Consider the following 20983-nt stretch of genomic DNA (forward strand, 5'->3'; position numbering starts at 1 on the left):
TCGTCACCTCTTCTCTCAGCGGAGCTTCGGGTCGAGGGCGTCGCGCACCGCGTCGCCGAGCATGATGAACGCCAGAACGGTGATGCTCAGCATTCCGGCGGGGAAGAAGAGCGCGAACGGCGCGGTACGGATCGACCGCTGGGCGGTCGAGATGTCGATGCCCCAGGAGATGGTCGGGTCCTGGAGACCGATGCCGAGCCAGCTCAGCGTCGCCTCGGTTGCGATGTAGCCGCCGAGCGCGATGGTCGCGACGACGATGACCGGGGCGAGCGCGTTCGGCAGGATGTGCCGCCACATGATCCGGCCGGTGCCGGCGCCGAGCGCCTTGGCGGCCGTCACGAAGTCCGCCTGCTTGACGGTGATCACCGAACCGCGCATGACGCGGGTCATCTGGGTCCAGCCGAGCGCGACCAGCGCGAACACCACGGTCCACATGGTGCGCGAGGTGAAGGCGTTGAGGATCACCAGGGCGCCGAGCAGCAGCGGGATGCCGAAGAACACGTCGGTGATGCGGGAGACGATCGTGTCGACCCAGCCGCCGAAGTAGCCGGCGATCATGCCGGTGATGCCGCCGAGGATGGTCACGCCGAGGGTGACGCAGATGCCGACCACGACCGAGGCGCGGGCGCCGTAGAGCACGCGGGCGTAGATGCTGCGGCCCTGGAGGTCGTAGCCGAACCAGTCCGGCTGGAAGAAGTTGCCGTAGTTCGGCTTCCCGAGGAAGTGGTTGCGCAGGTCGCCGGCGCGCGGGTCCGCGGAGGTGAACAGGCCCGGGGCGATCGCGATGACCACCAGGAGCAGGATCAGCAGCGCGGAGATCACGAAGATCGGCTTCTTGCGCAGGTCGTGCCAGGCGTCGGAGCCGAGGCTGCGAGCCTTCTCGGGCTTGGCCGCCGCGGTGTCCGCGGTGCGCTGGGCCGGGATCTCCTCGGCCGTCTTCTTGTCGGTCAGGTCAGGCATACCGGATCCTCGGGTCCAGGACCGCGTAAAGCAGGTCAACGATCAGGCCGGCGGCCAGGTACACGAGCACGAGGAAGGCCACGAAACCGGAGACGGTCGGACCCTCCTTCAGGTTGATCGCGTGGTAGAGCGCGTTGCCGACGCCCTTGACGTTGAAGATGCCCTCGGTCACGATCGCGCCGCCCATCAGGGCGCCGAGGTCGGTGCCCAGGAAGGTGACGACCGGGATCATCGAGTTGCGGAGCAGGTGGGTGCCGATCACCTTGCGCCGCGGCAGGCCCTTGGCCACCGCGGTGCGGACGTAGTCGGCCTTGATGTTCTCGGCGATGGAGGTACGGGTGAGGCGCGCGACGTAGGCCAGCGACAGCGAGCCGAGCACGAAGGCCGGCAGCACCAACTGGGTGATGTCGTTGCTGTCCTGGACGGTCGGCGTGACCCACTTGAGGTTGGTGCCGAAAACCGTCTGGAAGATGAAGCCGAGCACCGGGACCGGGATGGAGATCAGCAGCAGCGTCAGGACGAGGGTGCCCTTGTCGAACGCCTTGCCGCGGCGCAGCCCGGAGAACAGACCGATGCTGACGCCGAGCACGATCTCGATGGCGAACGCGAAGAGCGCCAGTCGGACCGTGACCGGGAGCGCGTCAGTGATCACATCGAGCACCGGCCGCTGGTCCAGGGTGGTTCCGAAGTCACCGGTCAGCAGGTTCCCCATGTATTCGAGGTACTGCTGCCACAGCGGCTTGTCGAATCCCATCGAGTGCTTCAGCGCGGCGAGCTGGACCGGGTCCGGTGCCTTGTCGCCCCACATCGCTGCCAGCGGATCACCGGGCAGCGCGTGCACCATAAGAAAGATGAGCAGGGTCGTTCCGAAGAAGACCGGGATCATCTGGAGCAGTCGCCTCGCGACAAAGCGCCCCATCGTGCCTCCATGTTGGCTCTGCCGGGCCCGTCAACCCGGAGAGATAAGTCGGCGTGCCAACGGCCGGTGCCAGTCCTCTCGCCCTTGTGGGGATGGACGGGTACCGGCCGTTGTCACCGGGTCAGGCGGTGCCGACCGATTACTTCTTCTTGACCTCGACGTCGGTGTAGACCGGGTTGCCGAAGGAGTCGAACTTCACGTTCTGGACGTTCTTCGAGTAGCCCGAGCTGGTCTTGTAGTACCAGAGCGGGATGGCCGGCATGTCCTTGGCCAGAACGGCCTCGGCCTGCTGGTAGAGCTCGGCGGTCTTCTCGACCGAGGTGGCCGCGTCGGCCTCCTTGGTGAGCTTGTCGAACTCGGCGCTCGAGTAGCCGGCGTCGTTGGCCGCGGCACCGGTGCCGTAGACGTCGCGCAGGAAGTTGGCGTTCAGCGGGTAGTCCTGCACCCAGCCGGTACGCATCATGCTCGGGACCTGCTTCTTGGTGACCAGGTCGCGCGAGGTCTTGAAGTCGGGCTTCGGGTCACCGAGGCACTCGACGCCGGTGTTCTGGCGGATCGAGTTGCAGACCGCGTCGACCCACTCCTTGTGACCACCGTCGGAGTTGTACAGGATGGTGATCTTGTTGCCGGGGACGCCGCCGCCCTCGGTGATCAGCTGCTTGGCCTTCGCCGGGTCGAACTTGCAGGCGTCGCCGCAGGTGCCGGCCTTGTAGCCCATGACGCCCGGGGCCACGAACGCGTCGGCGGGCTGGCGGTTGCCGTTGAGGACCGTCTTGGTGATGGTCTCGCGGTCGATCGCCATCGAGAGGCCCTGACGGACCTTCTCCTTGCCCGGGGCGTTCCACTCCTGGTTGTACAGGGCGAACGAGATGTTCTGGATGGCGCCCTGCGGCTGGTCGACCGCGCGCTTGCCCAGGTCGTCCTTGTACTTCGGGAGGTCGGTCGGGTCGACCTGGTCCAGCACGTCCAGGGTGTCGGACATCAGGTCCTTGTACGCGGCCTCGCCGGCCGTGTAGTTGCGGAAGACGATTCCGCCGTTCTTGGCCTTGTTCGAGCCCTGGTACTTGTCGAAGGCCTTCAGCGTGATGGCCTTGTTGTGCTCCCACGACACGAACTGGTACGGGCCGTTGCCGACCGGCTTCTGGCCGAAGCCCGCCGGGTCCTTGAAGAAGCCCTCGGGCAGCGGGTAGAACGAGGAGTAGCCGAGCTTGTACGTGAAGTACGAGACCGGGCTGGTCAGGTCGATGGTGAAGTGCGTCTCGTCGACGACCTTCAGGCCGGACATCTCCTTGGCGGTCGGGTCGCCCTTGTCCGGGTGGACGGCGTCGTAACCGGCGATGTCGGAGAACCAGTCCGAGTTGATCTGGTTGTTGGCCGGCAGGGCCGACCAGTTCCAGGAGTCGACGAACGACTTGGCGGTGACCGGAGTGCCGTCGTGGAAGGTCCAGCCGGACTTCAGGGTGACGGTGTAGTGCTTGGCGTCGGTGGTCTCGATCTTGTCGGCCACCTGGTTGCGCAGCGCGCCGGTCGCCGGGTCGTAGTCGACGAGGCCCATGAAGAGCTGCTTGACGATGCGGCCGCCCTGGTTCTCCATGGCGTTGGCCGGCTGCAGCGGACGCTGCGGCTCGCCGCTCTGGTAGCTGAACACGCCGTTGGGGTCGACCGCAGAGCTGTCGTTGCTACCCGCGGAGTTGTCACTGCTGCCACCGCTACCACAAGCAGTCGCGGCGAGGGCGACAGCAACAGCTGCGACAACCCACTTGGCCTGGCTCGCACCGCGCATCGGTGTGCCTCCTGAATTCGACGTTGCAACGAGGAGAGCACTGCGGACGGTTCATACCGGGCCCGCTGTGCCGTCCGCGCTCGTGGTTTCGGCGCGCACCCCTGCGCGTTAACCCTTGACCCGAGCCTGACTGGCTCCACTATCCGTCACGCACGGACACGAAAGTGACCAGTGACGATCTCAATTAGGTCACATGAACAGTCGGTAAGTTTCGAAAACCGGACATATGAGACATAGCCAGACAGGCACCAAACGGACAGTCGTCACGGATGACGAACTGTCACGTCCGCTCAGCGGACACCCGGGTGTGATGAGCGCTATTCCGTGAATAGCCGCCCCGACAACTTGGAGTAGTTGAAAAAGTTCGCCCCCCTCTCCATACGGAAAGGGGGGCGAACATTCCGGCCAAAGGCCGCGGCTATGTCCGGATCACGCCTTCTTGGCGCGCGAGGCGGTACGTCCGCGGTCCTTCTGGTCGAGAACGACCTTACGGATGCGAACCGTCTCCGGGGTCACCTCGATGCACTCGTCCTCGCGGCAGAACTCCAGCGACTGCTCCAGCGAGAGCTTGCGCGGCGGAACGATCGACTCGGCCACGTCGGCGGTCGAGGACCGCATGTTGGTGAGCTTCTTCTCCTTGGTGATGTTCACGTCCATGTCGTCGGAGCGCGAGTTCTCACCGACGATCATGCCCTCGTACACCTCGGTGCCCGGGTCGCAGAAGAGCACGCCGCGCTCCTGCAGGTTGGTCATCGCGAAGGCGGTGACCACGCCGGCCCGGTCGGCGACCAGCGAGCCGTTGTTGCGGGTGGTCAGCTGGCCGAACCACGGCTCGTGGCCCTCGTGGATCGAGTGGGCGATGCCGGTGCCGCGGGTGTTGGTGAGGAACTCGGTCCGGAAGCCGATCAGGCCGCGGGACGGCACGACGAACTCCATCCGGACCCAGCCCGAGCCGTGGTTGGACATGTTGTCCATCCGGCCCTTGCGGACGCCCATGAGCTGGGTGACGGCACCCATGTGCTCCTCGGGGACGTCCACGGTCAGGCGCTCGACCGGCTCGTGGGTCTTGCCGTTGACCTCCTTGGTGACCACCTGCGGCTTGCCGACGGTCAGCTCGAAGCCCTCGCGGCGCATGGTCTCGATCAGGATGGCCAGCGCCAGCTCACCGCGGCCCTGCACCTCCCAGGCGTCCGGGCGCTCGGTGTCCAGGACGCGCAGCGAGACGTTACCGATCAGCTCGCGGTCCAGGCGGTCCTTCACCTGGCGGGCGGTGACCTTGCGGTCCACCTTGCCCGCGCCGGACTTGGCGTCCGCGCCCTTGCCGGAGCCGCCGCGGCCGACCAGCGGGGAGGTGTTGGTGCCGATGGTCATCGAGATGGCCGGCTCGTCCACCGTGATCAGCGGCAGGGCGATCGGGTTCTCCGGGTCGGCCAGGGTCTCGCCGATCATGATGTCGGAGATGCCGGCGACGGCGCAGATGTCACCGGGGCCCGCCACCTCGGCCGGCTTGCGGGTGAGCGCCTCGGTCATCAGCAGCTCGGAGATGCGGACGTTCTGGATCGAGCCGTCGCGCTTGATCCAGGCCACGGTCTGGCCCTTGCGCAGCTCGCCCTGCTCGACGCGCAGCAGCGCGATGCGGCCGAGGAAGTTGTCGGCGTCCAGGTTGGTGACGTGCGCCTGGAGCGGGGCGTCCTCGTCGTAGCTGGGGGCCGGGACGTGCTCCAGCAGGGTGGAGAAGAACGGCTCCAGGTTGGTGCTGTCCGCGGGAACGGTGCCGTTCTCCGGCTTGGTCAGCGAGGCGACGCCGTCACGGGCGCAGGCGTAGACGATCGGGAACTCGATCTGCTCCTCGTCCGCGTCGAGGTCCAGGAACAGGTCGTAGGTCTCGTTGATGACCTCGTCGATCCGGGAGTCCGGACGGTCGGTCTTGTTGATGCACAGGATGACGGGCAGGCGCTGGGCGAGCGCCTTGCGCAGCACGAAGCGGGTCTGCGGCAGCGGCCCCTCGGAGGCGTCGACCAGCAGGACGACCGCGTCCACCATCGACAGACCGCGCTCGACCTCGCCACCGAAGTCGGCGTGGCCCGGGGTGTCGATGATGTTGATGGTGATCGGCGCGCCGCCGTCCTTGGGGTGGTACTTGACCGCGGTGTTCTTCGCGAGAATGGTGATGCCCTTCTCGCGCTCCAGGTCGTTCGAGTCCATCATGCGGTCGTCGAGCTGCTGGTGGGCGGCGAAGGCGCCGGCCTGCTTGAGCATGGCGTCGACCAGCGTGGTCTTGCCGTGGTCGACGTGGGCGACGATGGCGACGTTACGGATGTCGTTGCGCGTGGGCATGCCTTGCTGATTCTCCCGGAATCGTGGGTTGCGGCGCCCGGCTGCGTGACGCGCACTTGCGATCCCTGTCGATCGCCGCCGCCCGTTCCGCCTGCTACTACCGGTCCACCCGCCGGGCATCTGGACATGCGCGGCTTCCCCCTATCGTACGGGGAACCGCCCAGCGGGGCAGAAACCAGCAGGCCGGGCGGGATCAAGATCACAGCCGGGTCACGTTCACCCGCCCTCCCGGGGCCCCTACCGGCCGGTCCAGCCGACGTCCTGGAAGCGCGGCCGGGTGAAGCCGAAGGCGCCCGCTCCGGCCAGGCCGGTCCGGGTGCCGACCAGGTCGGGGCGCTGGTAGAGCGGGACGGAGTGGCCGAGCTGCCAGATCCGGACGTCGGCCTCCTGGAGCAGGTCGAGCCGGGCGGCCGGGTCGAGTTCGGCGGCGGCCCGGTCGAAGAGGCGGTCGATCTCCTCGGTACCGCTGCGGGCGAAGTTGGCGCCGGGGTCGAGGGCGCCGTCCGGGTTCGGCCGGGGCTTGGCGTAGACGGCCCGCTGTTCGCCGGCCGGGCCGGGGCCGGCGGGCCAGGAGAACAGCGCGAGGTCGTAGTCGCCGGCGGCCAGGTGGTCCGCGGCGAAGGACTCGGCGGGCACGGCCACCGGCTTCACCGCGATGCCGGACTCGGCGAGGTTCGCCCGCAGCGTCTCGGCCGTACGGGCGGCGGTGGCCGAGCCGGCCGGGAGGAGCAGCGTCAGCGACAGCTCCTTGCCGTCCTTGGTCCGGGTGCCGCCGTTCGGCCGCCGCCAGCCGGCCCCGTCCAGCAGGTCCGCGGCGTCCGCGCGCCCGGCGGCGGCGCTGTCGTCCCGGTAGCCCTCCTGGTCCTGGGCGAGCAGGTGGCTGCCGAGCGGGGCGCCGGGCAGGCCGAGCGGGGCGAGGGCGGCCTCGGCGATCCGCCGCCGGTCGACGGCCCGGGTGAGCGCGCGGCGCAGCGCCGGGTCGGTGAGCGGGCCGCTGGCGGCGTTGACGGTGAGCTGGGTGAGCGAGGCGGCGGCGGCCCGGTGGAGGGTGAGGCCGGGCAGTGACTCGGCCCGCTTGAGGGCCACCGCCGCCGCCTCGGGCAGCGCCCGGTCCAGGGCGGCGGTGAGCGGGGCGACGTCGAGCCGGTCCTGGTCGAGCGCGTCGAGCCGCCGCTCGGGCGGGACGGCGAGGAAGTCGATCCGGTCGGCTTTCGGCCGGTCCCCCCACCACAGCGGGTTGCGCACCACGCCGACCTGCTCGTCGTCGTACCGGGCGACGGTGTACGGCCCGGCGCCGAGGTGCCCGGTGCCGGTGAGCGCCCGGTTGAAGGCGCCCGGGGTGGCGGTCTCGGCGGCCGGGTAGAGCGGGCCGAACAGCGAGCGCCACTCGCCGTACGGCCGCCGGAAGGTCACCGTGACCACGTGCGGGTCGGCGCCCTGGGCGATCGAGTCGATGGCGTCGTACCCGGCGGCCGGGCGCCCCCGGTAGGCGGGGTCGAGCCCGGAGAGGGCGGCCCGCTGGGCGCTGAAGTCGGCGGCGGTCAGCGGGGTGCCGTCGCTCCACACGGCGTGCGGGTTGAGCCGGTAGGTGACGACCTGGGGCTGCTGTCCGGGCGGGGTGGACTCGGCGCCGGCCAGGTAGTCGGGGTCGGGGGCGAGCCGGCCGCGCTCGTCGGGCCGGAACAGCGCGGGGTAGAGCGCCTGCGCGAGCAGCGCGGAGTCGGCGGTGGCGCCGCCCTGGTAGACGTTCAGCGTGGCGGGGACGCCGTCCAGGGCCCAGCGCACCGTGCCGCCGTCCCGGACGGCGTCGCGGTCGGGCGGGCGGACGTCTCCGGTGCCGGCGGTCGGGTCGGCCGGGACGGGGGCGGGGGCCGGGAGGCGGGCCGGGGCGGGGCCCTCGGTGCAGCCGGCGAGGCCGGCGGCGAGCAGCAGCGCGGCGGCTGCGGCGGTGAGCGGGCGGACGGGCATGGCGGTCATGCAACGCCGCCGGGCGGGCCGGGCCCGGGCCGACACGGCGGGCCGCCGGGCGGCTCACCCGGACGGCCCAGCCCTCGCGGCGCCCGGGGCTACAGCGCCAGCTCGAACCAGACGATCTTGCCCTTCGGGGTGCGCCGGCTGCCCCAGCGCTCGGCGAGCAGACTGACGAGCTGCAGGCCGCGCCCGCCCTCGTCGGTCTCCTGGGCGCGCCGCTGCCGGGGCTGCGCGTAGCCGTCGTCCCAGACCTCGCAGACCATGCTGCGCTCGCGCAGCAGCCGCAGCCGGATCTCGCCCCGGCCGTGCTTGAGCGCGTTGGTGACGAGTTCGCTGACGAGCAGTTCGGTGGTGTCGACCAGCTCGTCCAGGCCTCGGGAGAGCAGCCAACTGCAGGCCAGTTCACGGGCCTTGGCGACGGAGGTGGGCTCCGGCGGCAGGAACCAGTTGCCGACCGCGTCGTCCGGGAAGGCGTGCACCTTGGCCATCAGCAGGGCGATGTCGTCCTCGCCGTGGTGCGGGTTGAGTTCGCCGAGCACGTGGTCGCAGAGGTCCTCCAGGCTCTTGCCCTCGTCGGAGAGCGCGACCCGGAAGGCCTTCAGCCCCTCGTCGAGCTGGTGCTTGCGGCTCTCCACCAGGCCGTCCGTGTAGAGGCCGAGCAACGCGCCGTCCGGGAGGGTCAGTTCGACCTCCTCGAAGGGCTCGCCACCGACGCCGAGCGGCAGGCCGGGCGGCACGTCGAGCATCCGGGCCGGCTCGCCGGGGCTGAGCAGGACGGGCGGCAGGTGGCCGGCGTTGGCGAACATGCAGCGCCGGGTGACGGCGTCGTAGACGGCGTAGACGCAGGTGGCGAGGTAGACCTCGCGGGCCTCCTCGTCGGCCGAGGAGGTGAGCCGCCCGGTCGGGCCGTACGGGCCGGCCGGGACGGAGTCGTCGCCGAGGCCGCGGGCGATCTCGTCGAGCGCGCCGAGCACCTCGGCCGGGTCGAGGTCGAGCATGGCCAGGGTGCGGACGGCGGTGCGCAGTTGGCCCATCGCGACGGCGGCGCGCAGGCCGCGGCCCATCACGTCGCCGATGACGAGGGCGGTGCGGTTGCCGGGCAGCGGGATGACGTCGAACCAGTCGCCGCCGACCTCGGTGTTGTTGTTGCTGGGCAGGTAGCGGCAGGCGATCTCCAGGCCGCTGGCCGCCGGGTTGCCGGGGGGCAGCAGGCTGCGCTGGAGGATCAGGGCGCGCTCGTGCTCGCGGCGGTAGAGCCGGGCGTTGTCGATGCATACGGCGGCGCGGGCGACGAGCTCCTCGGCGATCGCGACGTCGCGGGCGTCGAAGGGCTCGCTGCCGATCGCCCGGGAGAGCTGGACGAGGCCGAGCACCTGGTCGCGGGCGACCAGCGGGACGATCAGGGTGGAGCGCAGCAGCGGGTCGGGCCCGGGCTCGGGGACGACGCTGCGGCCGGTGCGCAGCGCCCGGGCGTGCGGGGAGCGGCGCGGGTAACAGAGGGTGCCGCCGGCCTCGGCGATCGGCAGACCGGTGACCGAGCCGAGCACCGAGGAGGCGCCGCCGATGACGCTGGAGACGGCGACCCGGCGCAGTTCGCCGCTGCCGTCGGTGAGCACGCTGTCGCCGAGCCGCCCGGCGCTGGGGACGGTCTCGCCGGAGAGCAGCGCGGTGTACAGGTCGACGGTGGCGAGGTCGCAGAACGGCGGGACGACGACGTCGAGCAGTTCCTTGGCGGTGGTCTCCAGGTCGAGGGTGGAGCCGATGTGGGCGCTGGCCTCGTTGAGCAGGGCGAGGTTGCGGCGCACGCCGTCCGCCTCGCGCTCGGCGACGTGCCGGCTGGTGACGTCGGAGACCTGCCCGGCGATGCCCATCGGCTGTCCGGCGCTGCCGTTGAGCCGGTACAGCGAGACGGCCCAGAGCCGGTTGCCCTCGCGGGTGGGGACGGGCGTGTGGAAGCGCAGGTCGAAGACGGGCTCGCCGGTGGCGAGGACCTTGCGCAGGGCGGCGGTGAGCCGGTCGGCCTCGCCGGCCGGGAAGAGGTCGTGCGCGGTGAGGCCTTCGAGGTCGGCGGGGGCGAGGCCCATGCCGGAGGCGAAGGCGTCGTTGACCCGCTGGAGGCGCAGCCGGTCGTCGAACAGCACGAAGCCGGTGGGGGTCTGCCCGAAGACGGCCTCGGAGGCGGCGAGGTCGGTCTCGACCCGGCGCAGCCGGCCGAGGTCGACGGCGAGGCAGGTGGCCCCGGCGGTGGGCAGGGCACTGTCGGGCATCAGGTACAGCTCGGCGAGGCCTTCGCCGCCGCCGGCCTCCCGGTAGGGGGTGGTGCCGACCCACTCCTCGCCGGCCAGGGTGCGTTCCAGCCGGGCGCGGCCGCGCTGCCAGAGTTCGCGGGGGACGAAGGTGGCGATCGGGTCGGCGCCGACCGCTTCGGCGGCGGGGACGCCGAAGAACTCGGCGGCGCGCTCGCTCCACTGGCTGATCCGCCCGTCCGGGCCGATCGCGAAGGTGGCGACCCGGATGTAGTCGTAGATCGACCCTGGGTCGCCGACGCCCCACGTCCGCCCACCGGTGACGTCGGAGTGGCCGGTGCGGGCCGGGCGGGCGGGGCCCGCGGCGCGGCCGCCCGGTGGGGCCGTGGGCGCGGGCGGGTGCAAGGCGCCGACCTGCCCGGGAACAGCGGCATGACCGCTGCTGCTCGGCGCGTTCCGCGCCGGGGTGCTGTTCAACGGACCGACCCCTCCAACCCGCGACCGTCCGGATGTCGAGAAGACCGAGTATTCATCATCGAGGGGTACGTTCACACGCCCTCAACATCACAACATCAGATCGGGCGAAGGTTTTTGTCCTACCGCCCGCGCAACCACAATGCCACGTCCGCGCCCCCTTCCGGGGTGCGCGCTCCCCCAGCGCCCGGGATGGCATATGCGTCTCGGCCCCCGCGAGGGGCCGGTCGGCCTCACGGCGTCGATGGCCCGCGGGCCGGCAGCTCCTGCTCGAACCAGACCACCTTGCCGATGCCCTCGGCCCGGGCGCCCCACCGCAGCGCGAGCCGGCGGACCAGTTCCAGGCCCCGGCCGCCCTCGTCGGCCTCGGCCGCGTGCCGCTCGCGGGGCGGGTCGGGCAGCGGGTCGGAGATCTCGACCAGCAGGGTCTCGCCGAGGGTCAGCCGCAGCCCGATGGGGGCGCTGGCGTACCGGACGGCGTTCGTGACCAGCTCGCTGACCAGCAGTTCCGCGGTGTCGGTCAGCTCCTCGACGCCCCACTCGGCGAGCGTGCCGCGGACCAGCCGGCGGGCCCGGGAGACGGCGGTCGGCTCGGCCGGCAGGGTCCAGCCGGCGGTGGGGGTGCCGGCCTGGCCGTGGCCGAGCCGGGCCAGCAGCAGCGCGACGTCGTCCGGCTCGCGCCCCTGCTCCATGGTGTCGAGCACCGCCTCGCAGGCGGCCTGGATGGAGGCGAACGGATCCTGGAGCACGGTGACGAGGCGGCCGAGGCCGACGTCCAGGTCCTTGTCCCGGGACTCGACCAGGCCGTCGGTGCACAGGGCGAGCAGGCTGCCCTCGGGGATCTTCAGTTCGACGGCTTCGAACGGAACGCCGCCGACACCGAGCGGCGCGCCGGAGGGCAGGTCGAGGATCCGGCCGGATCCGCCGGGCAGCGGGCTGCCGGTTCGGGTCGGCTCCTCGGCCTCCTCGCCGGGCACCACCAGCACCGGCGGGATGTGCCCGGCCTTGGCGACGGTCAGCATCGCGGTGCCCGGGTCGTACACCGCGTAGACGCAGGTGGCGAGCAGCGCCTCGTCCGGGCCCTGGGCGAGGTCGTCGGCCAGCTCGTGGACGTGCCGCAGCAGCACGTCCGGCGGCAGGTCGAGGGCGGCCAGCACCCGGACGGCGGTGCGCAGCCGGCCCATGGTGGCGGCGGCCCGCAGGCCGTGGCCCATCACGTCGCCGACCACCAGGGCGGTGCGGTCGCCGGGCAGCGGGATGACGTCGAACCAGTCGCCGCCGACCTCGGTGCCGCTGCTGCCGGGCACGTACCGGTAGGCGACCTCGACGCCGGTGGGCTGCGGGACCTGCTGCGGGAGCAGGGTGCGCTGGAGGGTGAGCGCGGCGGTGCGCTCGCGGGCGTACAGGCGGGCGTTGTCCAGCGAGCTGCCGGCCCGGTCGGCGAGTTCGACGGTGAAGGCGAGGTCGTCCCGGTCGAAGCCCTCGCGGTAGCCGGCCCGGCTGACCAGCAGCAGGCCGATCACGATGCCGCGGGCGCGCAGCGGGACGACCAGCATCGCGTGCACGCCGAGGTCGTGGGCGGCCTGGGTCTTGGGGTCGCCGGGGTAGGTGACGTCGTCGAGCTGGTCGGCGCCGGACAGCAGCTCGGGCACGCCGGTGCGCAGCACCCGGCCGCAGGCGGAGTCCTCGGCGAAGGTGATCCGGGCGCCGCGGCGGAGCATCACCTCGACCTCGGGGCCGTCCTGGACGGAGGCGGTGCCGAGCTGCAGCAGCGAGGTGCGGCGGTCGTGGCCGTGCCGGGGCAGGTCGTCGCCGTGCGCGACGGCCTGCAGCAGGATCACCGCGGAGTGGTCGGCGAGCCGGGGGACGACGGAGTTGGCGAGCTCCTGGGCGATCCGGGAGGCGTCGAGCAGGTCGCCGACCCGGGAGCCGAACTCGTTGAGCAGCGACAGCCGGCGCCGGGCGTGCTCGACCTTGGCGACCGCCCGGTAGCGCTCGGTGACGTCCATGACGGTGCCGGAGATGCCGAGCACCCGGCCGGAGCGGTCGGTCATCCGGCTGTAGGAGATCGAGCGGTAGCCGGCCCGGGAGGTGACCGGGGAGGCGAGGGTGACGTCGATGACCGGCTCGCCGGTGGCCAGCACCTGGCGCTGGATGGCGGTGATCTCGTCGGCGGCCCGCTCGGGCAGGGTCTCGCCGGTGGTGCGGCCGACGTGGTCGTCCAGGGCGACGCCGTTCATCTCGGCGAGGGTCTGGTTGACGGCGGTGTAGCGCAGGTCGGTGTCCAGGACGGCGATGCCCAGCGGGGACTGCTCGAACAGCGCGTCACGCACCGCGAGGTCCCGCTCGATCGCCCGGACGGCGGTCGCCTCGGCCAGGCTGACCTGCAGGAACGGGGTGCCGTCGCCGTCCACCAGGAGGGAGATCCGGGCGTCCACCGGGACGGGCACGCCCTCCCGGTCGCGCAGCTCGGCGTTGCCGGCCCAGCGGCCGTGCCGCAGCGTGTCCTGCACGGCGGCCCGGATCCGGCCGACCTGCTCCTGGTCGGGGATCAGCTCCTCGATCCGGCGGCCGACCAGCAGCTCGCTGGGCCAGCCGAGCAGTTCCTCGGCGGCGGGGCTCCAGAGCACCACGCGGCCGGCCGTGTCCAGGATCGCGATGGCGACCTTGAGCATGTCGAACAGGCTGCCCTCGGGGGGCGCGGCGAGGCCGTACGGGGTGTCGGCGGGCCCGCCGGGGAACGGCCGGCCGGGGCGGCTGCGCAGGCCGGCCGGGGCGGCGGCGTCGGGGGCGGCCGGGTCGGCGCCCGGGGGGACGGCCAGGGTGGGAGCGGGTCGGACGGGCGGGGCCGCGGGCGGGGCCGGTTCGGCGGGCGCGGTCGGCGCGGTGGCCGGGCCGGGTGCGGCGGCGGCGCGGCGGCGGCCGGGCGACGGCTGCGGGGTGCCGGGGCGGCCGCCCCTGCGCAGCCGGGCGCGGGCGGCGGCGCTCCCCGCGGTGCCTGCCCGCCGCTCTCCCCCGCGACCGCTCCCGGTACTCGGCACCGTCGAGGCCTCCGGCTCTGGTCGGGATCGGCGCCGCCGGCTGGGGACGGCTCACCGATGGTGACGAATTGGGCCGAATAGTGACATACCCAGCGGGGCCCAGGCTATCCCGGGCGCCGCGTCCTCTTGTCCGATTGACCTACCCGGGCGCTCTGCGCGTCGCCGGGCCGCCCGCCGCCGCGGAGCCGCCCCCGGGCCGCGGTCGTCAGGGGCGCAGCAGCGGCGCGACGTGCGGCAGGACCTCGCGGTCGTGGCCGATCCAGTCGACGGCGTCCAGTTCGTCCGGGCCCAGCCAGCGCAGCTCGTCGTGCTCCTGGAGCGGGCGCGGCTCGCCGGCCAGCAGCTCGGCGGTCCAGAACCGCAGCTCCAGGCCGGGGCGGACGGTCCACGCGCCGGGCAGCCGGCTCAGCGCCCGGGCCCGTACGCCCAGCTCCTCCAGCAGCTCGCGCTCCAGCGCCTGCACCTCGGTCTCGCCCGGCTCGGCCTTGCCACCGGGGAACTCCCAGCGCCCGGCCACCGCCGCGGGCGTGCTGCGCCGGGCGGCCAGCACCCGGCCGTGGTGGACCAGCGCGCCGCCGACGACGATCCGGGGGGCGGTGTCCTGGGAAGGGTGCTCGGGGGCCTCGTCCATGCCCCGAACCCTACGGCCTCAGGCCTCGGCGCCTTCGCCGTCCGCCTCGGCTTCCACCCAGTACAGCTGCTTGTGGCCGCGGGCCTCGAACTCGGCGGCCAAGCGCTCCGCCTCGGCCCGCGCCAGCCCCTTCGCGACCAGGAAGCGGTTGCCGTTGTCGTCCTGCCGCATCACCCGGTGGCTGACCATGGCGCCAGCGTACGGCCCCCGGCCCGCGTGGGGGTCGGGCCGGGGCCGCGCCCGTGACCCTACGCCCGGCGCGCTACCGGCGCGTACGGGCGTTGTTAACGGTGAGTAACCCCGGGCCGGGGCGGCCGGGCCGGTCGGACCCGCGGGTCTGACGCACGGGTCAGACCCGTAGGTCGGGCACCTGCTCGCCGGTGGACAGGCCCAGCCCGCGCCGGATCTCCGTACTGAGGCTCATCGACTTGATCTGCAGCCCCTCGGCCCGACGGATGTCGCCGGCCAGGTCGGTGCCGGACACCGCGTCGCTCCAGGCGGTCGCCGCCTGCTCCTTGGCCGCGGCCAGCTTGGCGACCTTCGGCGCGACCTCGGCCGGCCAGGCCACGGACGGCTTGTTCAGCGCGGCGGCCTCGGCCCGGGAGGCGTCGGCCATCCGCCGGGCCCAGTCCCGGTACTCGGCGGGGGCGTGCGACGGGTCCTCGGCCGGCCGGCCGGCGGAGGCACGGTTGAAGCCGCGGGCCGCCTCCAGGTACGCCAGCTGGGCGGCGTTCAGGCTGCGCCGGTCGGTGCGGACCGTCCCCACGTGCTGGTCGTCGCGGTCCTCGAAGGCGCAGGTGACGCGGCGGTCGCCGCGGCCCCAGGTGGTGCGGGTCGGGTAGAGGTAGACATCGTCCATGCCGTCCGGCACGGCCCACTGGTCGAGCGCGTACTCGTCGAGCACCGGGCGGCACACCTCGGCGGCGCGGGAGCGGAGCTCCGTCTCGCCCGGGAAGGACGAGCCGTCCGTCACCGGGAGGTCCGCGCCGCCGGCCACCTCGCCGTGGTGCGGCTCCGCGCAGGGCACCCGGCGCACCCAGTACACCGTGTCGTCGCCGCCCGGGTTGGTCACGGCGCCGTCGCCGGTGTCGTTGTAGCAGTCCCCGGCCCTCAGCTCGGACCAGTGCACGGCGCCGGCCGGGGCCTTCCCGCCACCGCGGGCGAAGGAGTCGTCGCGCGCCGGGCCGAAGTCCGCGGCGCCCAGGAGGAGCGACGCGACCACCGTGCCGACCGTGCCGAGCACCACGCCCGCCACGGCCATGCCGAAGCCGTGCTCCCGGCGGCGCTTGATCTGGGTCAGCGCGAGGATGCCGAGGACCAGCGCCACCGGCGCGGCCAGCACCAGGCCGGCCACCAGCGCGGCCACCGCGAGGCCGTTGGTCGGCGTCGCGGTGGGGACGGCCGCGGGGTACGGGTACGGGTGCCCGGGCGGCGCGGGCGGCGCGGGCGGGTGCGGGGCCGGCTGGAGGCCGGACACGGCCGAGGGCGGCACCGAGGCCCAGCCGCCGGCGGGCAGCGGCGGGGGCGGCGGCTGCGGCGGGGCGGCGGACGGGAAGGGGACGGCCTGCGGCGGGGCGGCGGGGGGTGCCTCGGGGGCCTCGGGGGCCTCGGGGGCCTCGGGGGCCTTGGGCTGAGCGGGTGCCTCGTCGTCCGCGGACTCCGCCGGGGCCTTCAGGAGGTCGACCCGCGGGTCCCGTTCCGCCCGCGCCGAGGCCGACTCGCGCTCAGCGGCGTACTCCGGGCCGTGCTCCGGGCTGTGCTCCGGCTCGTGCCCGTGCTCCGGCTCGTGCCCGTGCTCCGGCTCGTGCTCGCGTTCCGTCGCGGCTTCCCCGGCGGGCGACTCCGGCCCCGGCTCCGGCAGCTCGGACTTCGACACCTTGGACTCCCCCACCCCGCCGTGACGGGCATCGGCTCCGGCAGTTCGACTCGTCGGTCCGCTTCCCCGGACGGTCGGACGGACCCGAACCGGCCCGGAATCGAGCGGCCGCGCGACTCTATCCGATCATTCCGACGATCCGCCGCGCCATTTCGGGCGGGTGCGCCCGAAGCCGCTCAGCCGCTCAGCCGCGCGCCAGGATCTCGCCGTGCAGCATGGAGAACCAGCCGTCCCCGGCGGCGCTCCACTCCCGCCAGCCGGCCGCGATCCGCTCCAGCTCCGCCCGGTCCGCGAAGCCGCGTTCCACCGCCGTCCGTCCGAACGCGGTGCCGGTGACCCGGTCCGCCCACATCCCGCCCCACCACGCGCGGCGCTCGGGCGTCGCGAAGGTCCACGTGGTGGCGCTCGCGGTCACCTCGGCGAAGCCGGCCGCGCGGGCCCAGGAGAGCAGCCGCCGACCGGCGTCCGGCTCGCCGCCGTTGGCCCGGGCGACCTGCCGGTACAGCTCCGACCACCGGCCCAGCTCGGGCACCTCGGGGTACCAGGTCATCGACGCGTAGTCGACGTCGCGGACCGCGACCACCCCGCCGGGCGCCGTCACCCGGCGCAGCTCGCGCAGCGCCGCCACCGGGTCGGCCACGTGCTGCAGCGTCTGGTGGGCGTGCACCACGTCGAACTCGCCGTCCCAGTACGGCAGTCGGTGGACGTCCGCGCACTCGAAGGCGACGTTGGCGAGCCCGCGCCCGGCGACGTGCCCGGCGGCCTGGGCCAGTACCTCGGCGGAGGTGTCCACGGCGACCACCCGCCCTTCGGGGCCGACCAGCTCGGCCAGGTCCGCGGTGATCGTGCCGGGCCCGCAGCCGACGTCCAACAGGGCCTGCCCGGCCCGCAGTTCGGGCAGCAGGTAGGCGGCCGAGTCGGCGGCGGTGCGGGAGCGGTGCGCGCGCAGCACCGCCTCCTGGTGGCCGTGGGTGTAGACGGTGGCGGCGGGCTTCGGCGCGGTCATGAGGTCCCCCTGATGCGTGCTCGGCTTCCGGCGCGACGGCTTCCCGCGCCGTGCAGACGCTAGCCGATGTTCCACATCACGAGAAGATTCGTCTCACATTCCGACCGGGCAGGGGCCGCCCGGCACCCGCCCGCCGTACCGTGGAGCCACCCGACAGAACGGTCCCGCCCATGCCCGGCCAGCGCCCCTTCGTCCTGCTCAGCGCCGCCATGTCGCTCGACGGCCACCTCGACGACGCCTCGCCCGACCGTCTGCTGCTCTCCAACGCCGCCGACTTCGACCGGGTCGACGAGGAGCGCGCGGCCGCCGACGCGATCCTGGTCGGCGGCAACACCCTGCGCACCGACAACCCGCGACTGCTCGTCAACTCCCCGGCGCGACGGGCCGCCCGGCTCGCCGCCGGCCGCCCCGAGCACCCGCTGAAGGTGACGCTCAGCGCGAGCGGCGCGCTCGACGCCGGCCTGCGGTTCTGGCACACCGGCGGCGCCAAACTCGCCTACACCACGGACGCCGGGGCGACGGTGCTGCGCCCCCGGCTGGACGGACTGGCCGAGGTGGCCGCGCTCGGCCCGGCCGTCGACCTCGGCGCGGTGCTGGACGACCTGGGCGCGCGCGGCGTGCGCCGGCTGATGGTCGAGGGCGGCGGCGGGGTGCACACCCAGTTCCTCGCCCAGGGCCTCGCGGACGAGCTGCAGCTGGCCGTCGCCCCGCTGCTGGTCGGGCAGGCCGGGGCGCCGCGGTTCGTCGGCCCGGCGGCGTTCCCGGGCGGTCCGGCCCGGCGGATGCGACTGCTGGAGGCACGTACCGTGGGCGACGTCGTCCTGCTCAGATACGCCCCGAAGGAGCCCGCCCCGTGACCAGCCCCGCCGCCGACCTCGCCCACCTGCGCCGGGCGGTCGAGCTCTCCCGCCGCTGCCCGCCCTCCAGCACGGCCTTCTCGGTCGGCGCGGTGATCGTCGGCGCGGACGGCACGGTGCTGGCCGAGGGCCACAGCCGGGAGACGGACCCGCACGACCACGCCGAGGAGGCGGCCCTGGCCAAGCTCCCGGCCGGCGACCCGAGGCTGCGCGGCGCGACCGTCTACAGCAGCCTGGAGCCCTGCGGGCGGCGCGCCTCGCGGCCGCAGCCGTGCGCCCGGCTGCTGATCGCGGCCGGCGTGCCGCGGGTGGTGGTCGCCTGGCGCGAACCGGACCTGTTCGTCACCGACTGCGAGGGCGCCGCGCTGCTCACGGCGGCCGGGGTCGAGGTGGTGGAGCTGCCGGAGCTGGCGGAGGAGGCCCGGGCGGTCAACGCCCATCTGCTCGGATGATCTTTTGTATCATACGGATACAAAAGATTCGCCTTCTGCCGCCGAGGCCCCTAGGAGCCACCCATGCCCGCCGCCGCCCCCATCCGGCTGACCGCCCGCGCCCTCCTCCTGGACATGGACGGCACCCTGGTCAACTCCGACGCCGTGGTCGAACGCTGCTGGAGCGCCTGGGCCGTGCGGCACGGCCTCGACCCCGTCGCCGCGCTGGAGGTCGTCCACGGCCGCCAGGGCCACGCGACCATGGCCGCCCTCTTCCCAGACCGCCCGATGGAGGTCAACCTCGCCGAGAACGAGCAGATGCTCGCCGAGGAGCGCGCCGACACCGAGGGCGTCGTCCCCGTCCCGGGCGCGCCCGCCTTCCTCGCCGCCCTGGCCGACCTGCCGCACGCCCTGGTCACCTCCGCCGACCTGGCGCTCGCCCGCATCCGGATGGCCGCCGCCGGCCTCCCGCTGCCGCCCGTCCTGATCACCGCCGAATCCGTGGGCGCCAGCAAGCCCGACCCCGAGGGCTTCCTCAAGGGCGCCGCCGCCCTCGGCTTCGCCCCCGCCGACTGCCTCGCTCTGGAGGACTCCGGCGCCGGCATCGCCGCCGCCCGCGCCGCCGGCGTCCCCGTCCTCGGCGTCGGCCCCCGCGCCACCCCCCACCACCCGGACGCCCACACCCCCACCCTCGACACCGTCACCGTCACCCCCCACCCGGACGGCACCCTCACCCTCACCGTCCACCCCTGACCGACTGCCCCGCGCGGCACCCTCGGACCGCGGGGGGGTCTTCCGCAGGAGACGAGGAGAGGGTCGGACTCCATGGAGTCCGACCCTCTCCGACCTGCACACTTGTCAATCAGGTGCCATGCAGTGGCGAAACGATCACACGTTGAAGCGGAACTCCACGACGTCGCCGTCCTGCATGACGTATTCCTTGCCCTCGATACGGGCCTTGCCCTTGGCGCGGGCCTCGGCGGTGGAGCCGGTCTCGACCAGGTCGGTGAAGGCGATCACCTCGGCCTTGATGAAGCCCTTCTGGAAGTCGGTGTGGATGACACCGGCGGCCTCGGGGGCGGTGGCGCCCTTCTTGATGGTCCAGGCGCGGGCTTCCTTGGGGCCGGCCGTGAGGTAGGTCTGCAGGCCGAGGGTGTCGAAGCCGACGCGGGCGAGGGTGGCGAGGCCGGGCTCCTCCTGGCCCATGGACTGGAGGAGTTCGAGGGCCTCGGCGTCGTCCAGCTCGATCAGCTCGGACTCGATCTTGGCGTTGAGGAAGATCGCCTCGGCCGGGGCGACCAGCTCGCGCTGGGCGTTCTTGAAGTCCTCGTCGGCCAGCTCGGCCTCGTCCACGTTGAAGACGTAGAGGAAGGGCTTGGCGGTGAGGAGGTGGAGCTCGCGGATCGGCGCGGTGTCGAAGCCGGCCTCGAAGAGGGTCTTGCCGGTCTCCAGGACGGCCTGCGCGGCCTCGGCGGCGGCCAGGACGGGGGCGGTCTCCTTCTTGAGGCGCGCCTCCTTCTGGAGCCGGGGCAGGACCTTCTCGATGGTCTGGAGGTCGGCCAGGATCAGCTCGGTGTGGATGGTGTCGATGTCGTCCTTGGGCGACACCTTGCCGTCCACGTGCACCACGTCGGGGTCGGTGAAGGCCCGCACGACCTGGCAGATCGCGTCCGACTCGCGGATGTTCGCGAGGAACTTGTTGCCCAGGCCCTCGCCCTCGCTGGCGCCGCGCACGATGCCGGCGATGTCGACGAAGTCGACGGTGGCCGGGAGGATGCGCTGCGAGCCGAAGATCTCGGCGAGCTTGGTCAGCCGCTCGTCCGGGACGCCGACGACGCCGACGTTCGGCTCGATGGTGGCGAACGGGTAGTTGGCCGCCAGCACGTCGTTCTTGGTCAGGGCGTTGAACAGGGTCGACTTGCCGACGTTCGGCAGGCCGACGATTCCGATCGTGAGCGACATGAAGCGCAGTCCCGTGGGCTTGGAGGAGTTGGGTCGGCACCGTACGGGCCGACCCCCAAGTCTACGGGCAGCCCCAAGCCGCGCTCACGCCTCGGTCGAGGCCGCCCGCGGCTCCAGGAACTCCAGCCGGTTGCCCAGCGGGTCCGCGGCGTGGAAGCGGCGGTGGTCGGGCAGGTTGTCGTCCCAGGTCACCTCGTGGCCGTGCGCGGTGAGGCGGGCGGCGAGGGCGTCCAGGGAGCGGACCAGGATGCCCGGGTGGCCCTTGACGGACGGGCGGAAGTCGGGGGTGACGCCCAGGTGGACCTCGACGCCGCCGCCGCGGAACCAGCAGCCGCCGCGGGCCGCGAGCACCGGGGGCTTGGCCAGCTCGGTCATGCCGAGGACGCCGACCCAGAAGGCCCGGCACCGGTCCTCGGCGCCGGCCGGGATGTCGAGCTGGAAGTGGTCCAGGCGTTCGAAGGTGAAGTCTGTGGTCTCGGCGGTCATGCC

Annotated in this window: 14 protein-coding genes and 1 pseudogene; 2 read left to right on the forward strand and 13 right to left on the reverse strand. The window is 73.1% G+C overall.

What is annotated here, in order from left to right; translation table 11 throughout:
* Positions 1-15: 15 nt before the first annotated feature.
* From ACPC54_RS14250 to ACPC54_RS14300, 11 genes are all read right to left on the reverse strand, one after another.
* Complete coding sequence (locus tag ACPC54_RS14250) at positions 16-960, reverse strand: ABC transporter permease (protein WP_498964758.1); 945 nt, start codon at positions 958-960, stop codon at positions 16-18.
* The gene (locus tag ACPC54_RS14255; RefSeq protein ID WP_498964760.1) at positions 953-1879 is read right to left on the reverse strand and encodes an ABC transporter permease; all 927 of its coding nucleotides are present in this window, start codon (positions 1877-1879) and stop codon (positions 953-955) included. Before ACPC54_RS14255 ends, ACPC54_RS14250 begins: the two co-directional genes overlap by 8 nt.
* A gap of 139 nt (positions 1880-2018) precedes the next feature.
* A complete protein-coding gene (locus ACPC54_RS14260) occupies positions 2019-3662 on the reverse strand; it encodes a peptide ABC transporter substrate-binding protein (protein WP_498964762.1) in 1644 nt (547 codons plus the stop codon).
* Positions 3663-4091: 429 nt separating this feature from the next.
* A complete protein-coding gene (typA, locus tag ACPC54_RS14265) occupies positions 4092-5999 on the reverse strand; it encodes a translational GTPase TypA (RefSeq protein WP_498964764.1) in 1908 nt (635 codons plus the stop codon).
* A 237-nt stretch (positions 6000-6236) separates the two neighbouring features.
* Positions 6237-7967 carry an ABC transporter family substrate-binding protein gene (locus tag ACPC54_RS14270; RefSeq protein ID WP_498964766.1) on the reverse strand — a complete coding sequence of 577 codons (1731 nt, stop codon included), beginning with the start codon at positions 7965-7967 and terminating at the stop codon, positions 6237-6239.
* 98 nt (positions 7968-8065) lie between these two features.
* The gene (locus tag ACPC54_RS14275; protein WP_498964768.1) at positions 8066-10693 is read right to left on the reverse strand and encodes a SpoIIE family protein phosphatase; all 2628 of its coding nucleotides are present in this window, start codon (positions 10691-10693) and stop codon (positions 8066-8068) included.
* Positions 10694-10923: 230 nt separating this feature from the next.
* Entirely contained in the window at positions 10924-13731 is a 2808-nt protein-coding gene (locus ACPC54_RS14280) for a SpoIIE family protein phosphatase (RefSeq protein WP_498964770.1), read from the reverse strand.
* 205 nt (positions 13732-13936) lie between these two features.
* A complete protein-coding gene (locus tag ACPC54_RS14285) occupies positions 13937-14362 on the reverse strand; it encodes an NUDIX domain-containing protein (RefSeq protein ID WP_498964772.1) in 426 nt (141 codons plus the stop codon).
* Between the two features lie 18 nt (positions 14363-14380).
* Positions 14381-14551 (reverse strand): SPOR domain-containing protein, encoded by a 171-nt coding sequence (locus tag ACPC54_RS14290; RefSeq protein ID WP_498964774.1) that lies wholly within the window; start codon positions 14549-14551, stop codon positions 14381-14383.
* A gap of 160 nt (positions 14552-14711) precedes the next feature.
* A complete protein-coding gene (locus ACPC54_RS14295) occupies positions 14712-16238 on the reverse strand; it encodes a DUF4190 domain-containing protein (protein ID WP_498964776.1) in 1527 nt (508 codons plus the stop codon).
* 184 nt (positions 16239-16422) lie between these two features.
* Positions 16423-17244, reverse strand: a complete 822-nt coding sequence (locus ACPC54_RS14300) for a methyltransferase domain-containing protein (protein ID WP_498964778.1) — start codon at positions 17242-17244, stop codon at positions 16423-16425.
* Between the two features lie 170 nt (positions 17245-17414).
* On the opposite strand from ACPC54_RS14300, the pseudogene ACPC54_RS14305 reads away from it, so the two are divergent.
* A pseudogene (locus ACPC54_RS14305) lies at positions 17415-18553 on the forward strand (dihydrofolate reductase family protein).
* A 63-nt stretch (positions 18554-18616) separates the two neighbouring features.
* Positions 18617-19285, forward strand: coding sequence for an HAD-IA family hydrolase (locus tag ACPC54_RS14310; RefSeq protein WP_498964780.1), 669 nt, complete (start codon positions 18617-18619; stop codon positions 19283-19285).
* 135 nt (positions 19286-19420) lie between these two features.
* Here ACPC54_RS14310 and ychF read toward each other — a convergent pair whose 3' ends face one another.
* Together ychF and ACPC54_RS14320 are read right to left on the reverse strand one after the other, a co-directional pair.
* Entirely contained in the window at positions 19421-20494 is a 1074-nt protein-coding gene (ychF, locus tag ACPC54_RS14315; RefSeq protein ID WP_498964782.1) for a redox-regulated ATPase YchF, read from the reverse strand.
* 84 nt (positions 20495-20578) lie between these two features.
* Positions 20579-20980, reverse strand: coding sequence for a VOC family protein (locus ACPC54_RS14320; protein ID WP_498964784.1), 402 nt, complete (start codon positions 20978-20980; stop codon positions 20579-20581).
* Between the last annotated feature and the right edge of the window lie 3 nt (positions 20981-20983).

The sequence above is a fragment of the Kitasatospora sp. NPDC094028 genome, from assembly GCF_049543595.1.
Lineage (GTDB): Bacteria > Actinomycetota > Actinomycetes > Streptomycetales > Streptomycetaceae > Kitasatospora.

What these genes read in the sequence shown, in the direction of transcription:
- ACPC54_RS14270 (WP_498964766.1), bottom strand. Translation starts at nt 7,967, where the DNA reads ATGCCCGTCCGCCCGCTCACCGCCGCAGCCGCCGCGCTGCTGCTCGCC.
- ACPC54_RS14320 (WP_498964784.1), bottom strand. Translation starts at nt 20,980, where the DNA reads ATGACCGCCGAGACCACAGACTTCACCTTCGAACGCCTGGACCACTTC.
- ychF (WP_498964782.1), bottom strand. Translation starts at nt 20,494, where the DNA reads ATGTCGCTCACGATCGGAATCGTCGGCCTGCCGAACGTCGGCAAGTCG.
- ACPC54_RS14310 (WP_498964780.1), top strand. Translation starts at nt 18,617, where the DNA reads ATGCCCGCCGCCGCCCCCATCCGGCTGACCGCCCGCGCCCTCCTCCTG.
- typA (WP_498964764.1), bottom strand. Translation starts at nt 5,999, where the DNA reads ATGCCCACGCGCAACGACATCCGTAACGTCGCCATCGTCGCCCACGTC.
- ACPC54_RS14285 (WP_498964772.1), bottom strand. Translation starts at nt 14,362, where the DNA reads ATGGACGAGGCCCCCGAGCACCCTTCCCAGGACACCGCCCCCCGGATC.
- ACPC54_RS14250 (WP_498964758.1), bottom strand. Translation starts at nt 960, where the DNA reads ATGCCTGACCTGACCGACAAGAAGACGGCCGAGGAGATCCCGGCCCAG.
- ACPC54_RS14260 (WP_498964762.1), bottom strand. Translation starts at nt 3,662, where the DNA reads ATGCGCGGTGCGAGCCAGGCCAAGTGGGTTGTCGCAGCTGTTGCTGTC.
- ACPC54_RS14255 (WP_498964760.1), bottom strand. Translation starts at nt 1,879, where the DNA reads ATGGGGCGCTTTGTCGCGAGGCGACTGCTCCAGATGATCCCGGTCTTC.
- ACPC54_RS14290 (WP_498964774.1), bottom strand. Translation starts at nt 14,551, where the DNA reads ATGGTCAGCCACCGGGTGATGCGGCAGGACGACAACGGCAACCGCTTC.
- ACPC54_RS14300 (WP_498964778.1), bottom strand. Translation starts at nt 17,244, where the DNA reads ATGACCGCGCCGAAGCCCGCCGCCACCGTCTACACCCACGGCCACCAG.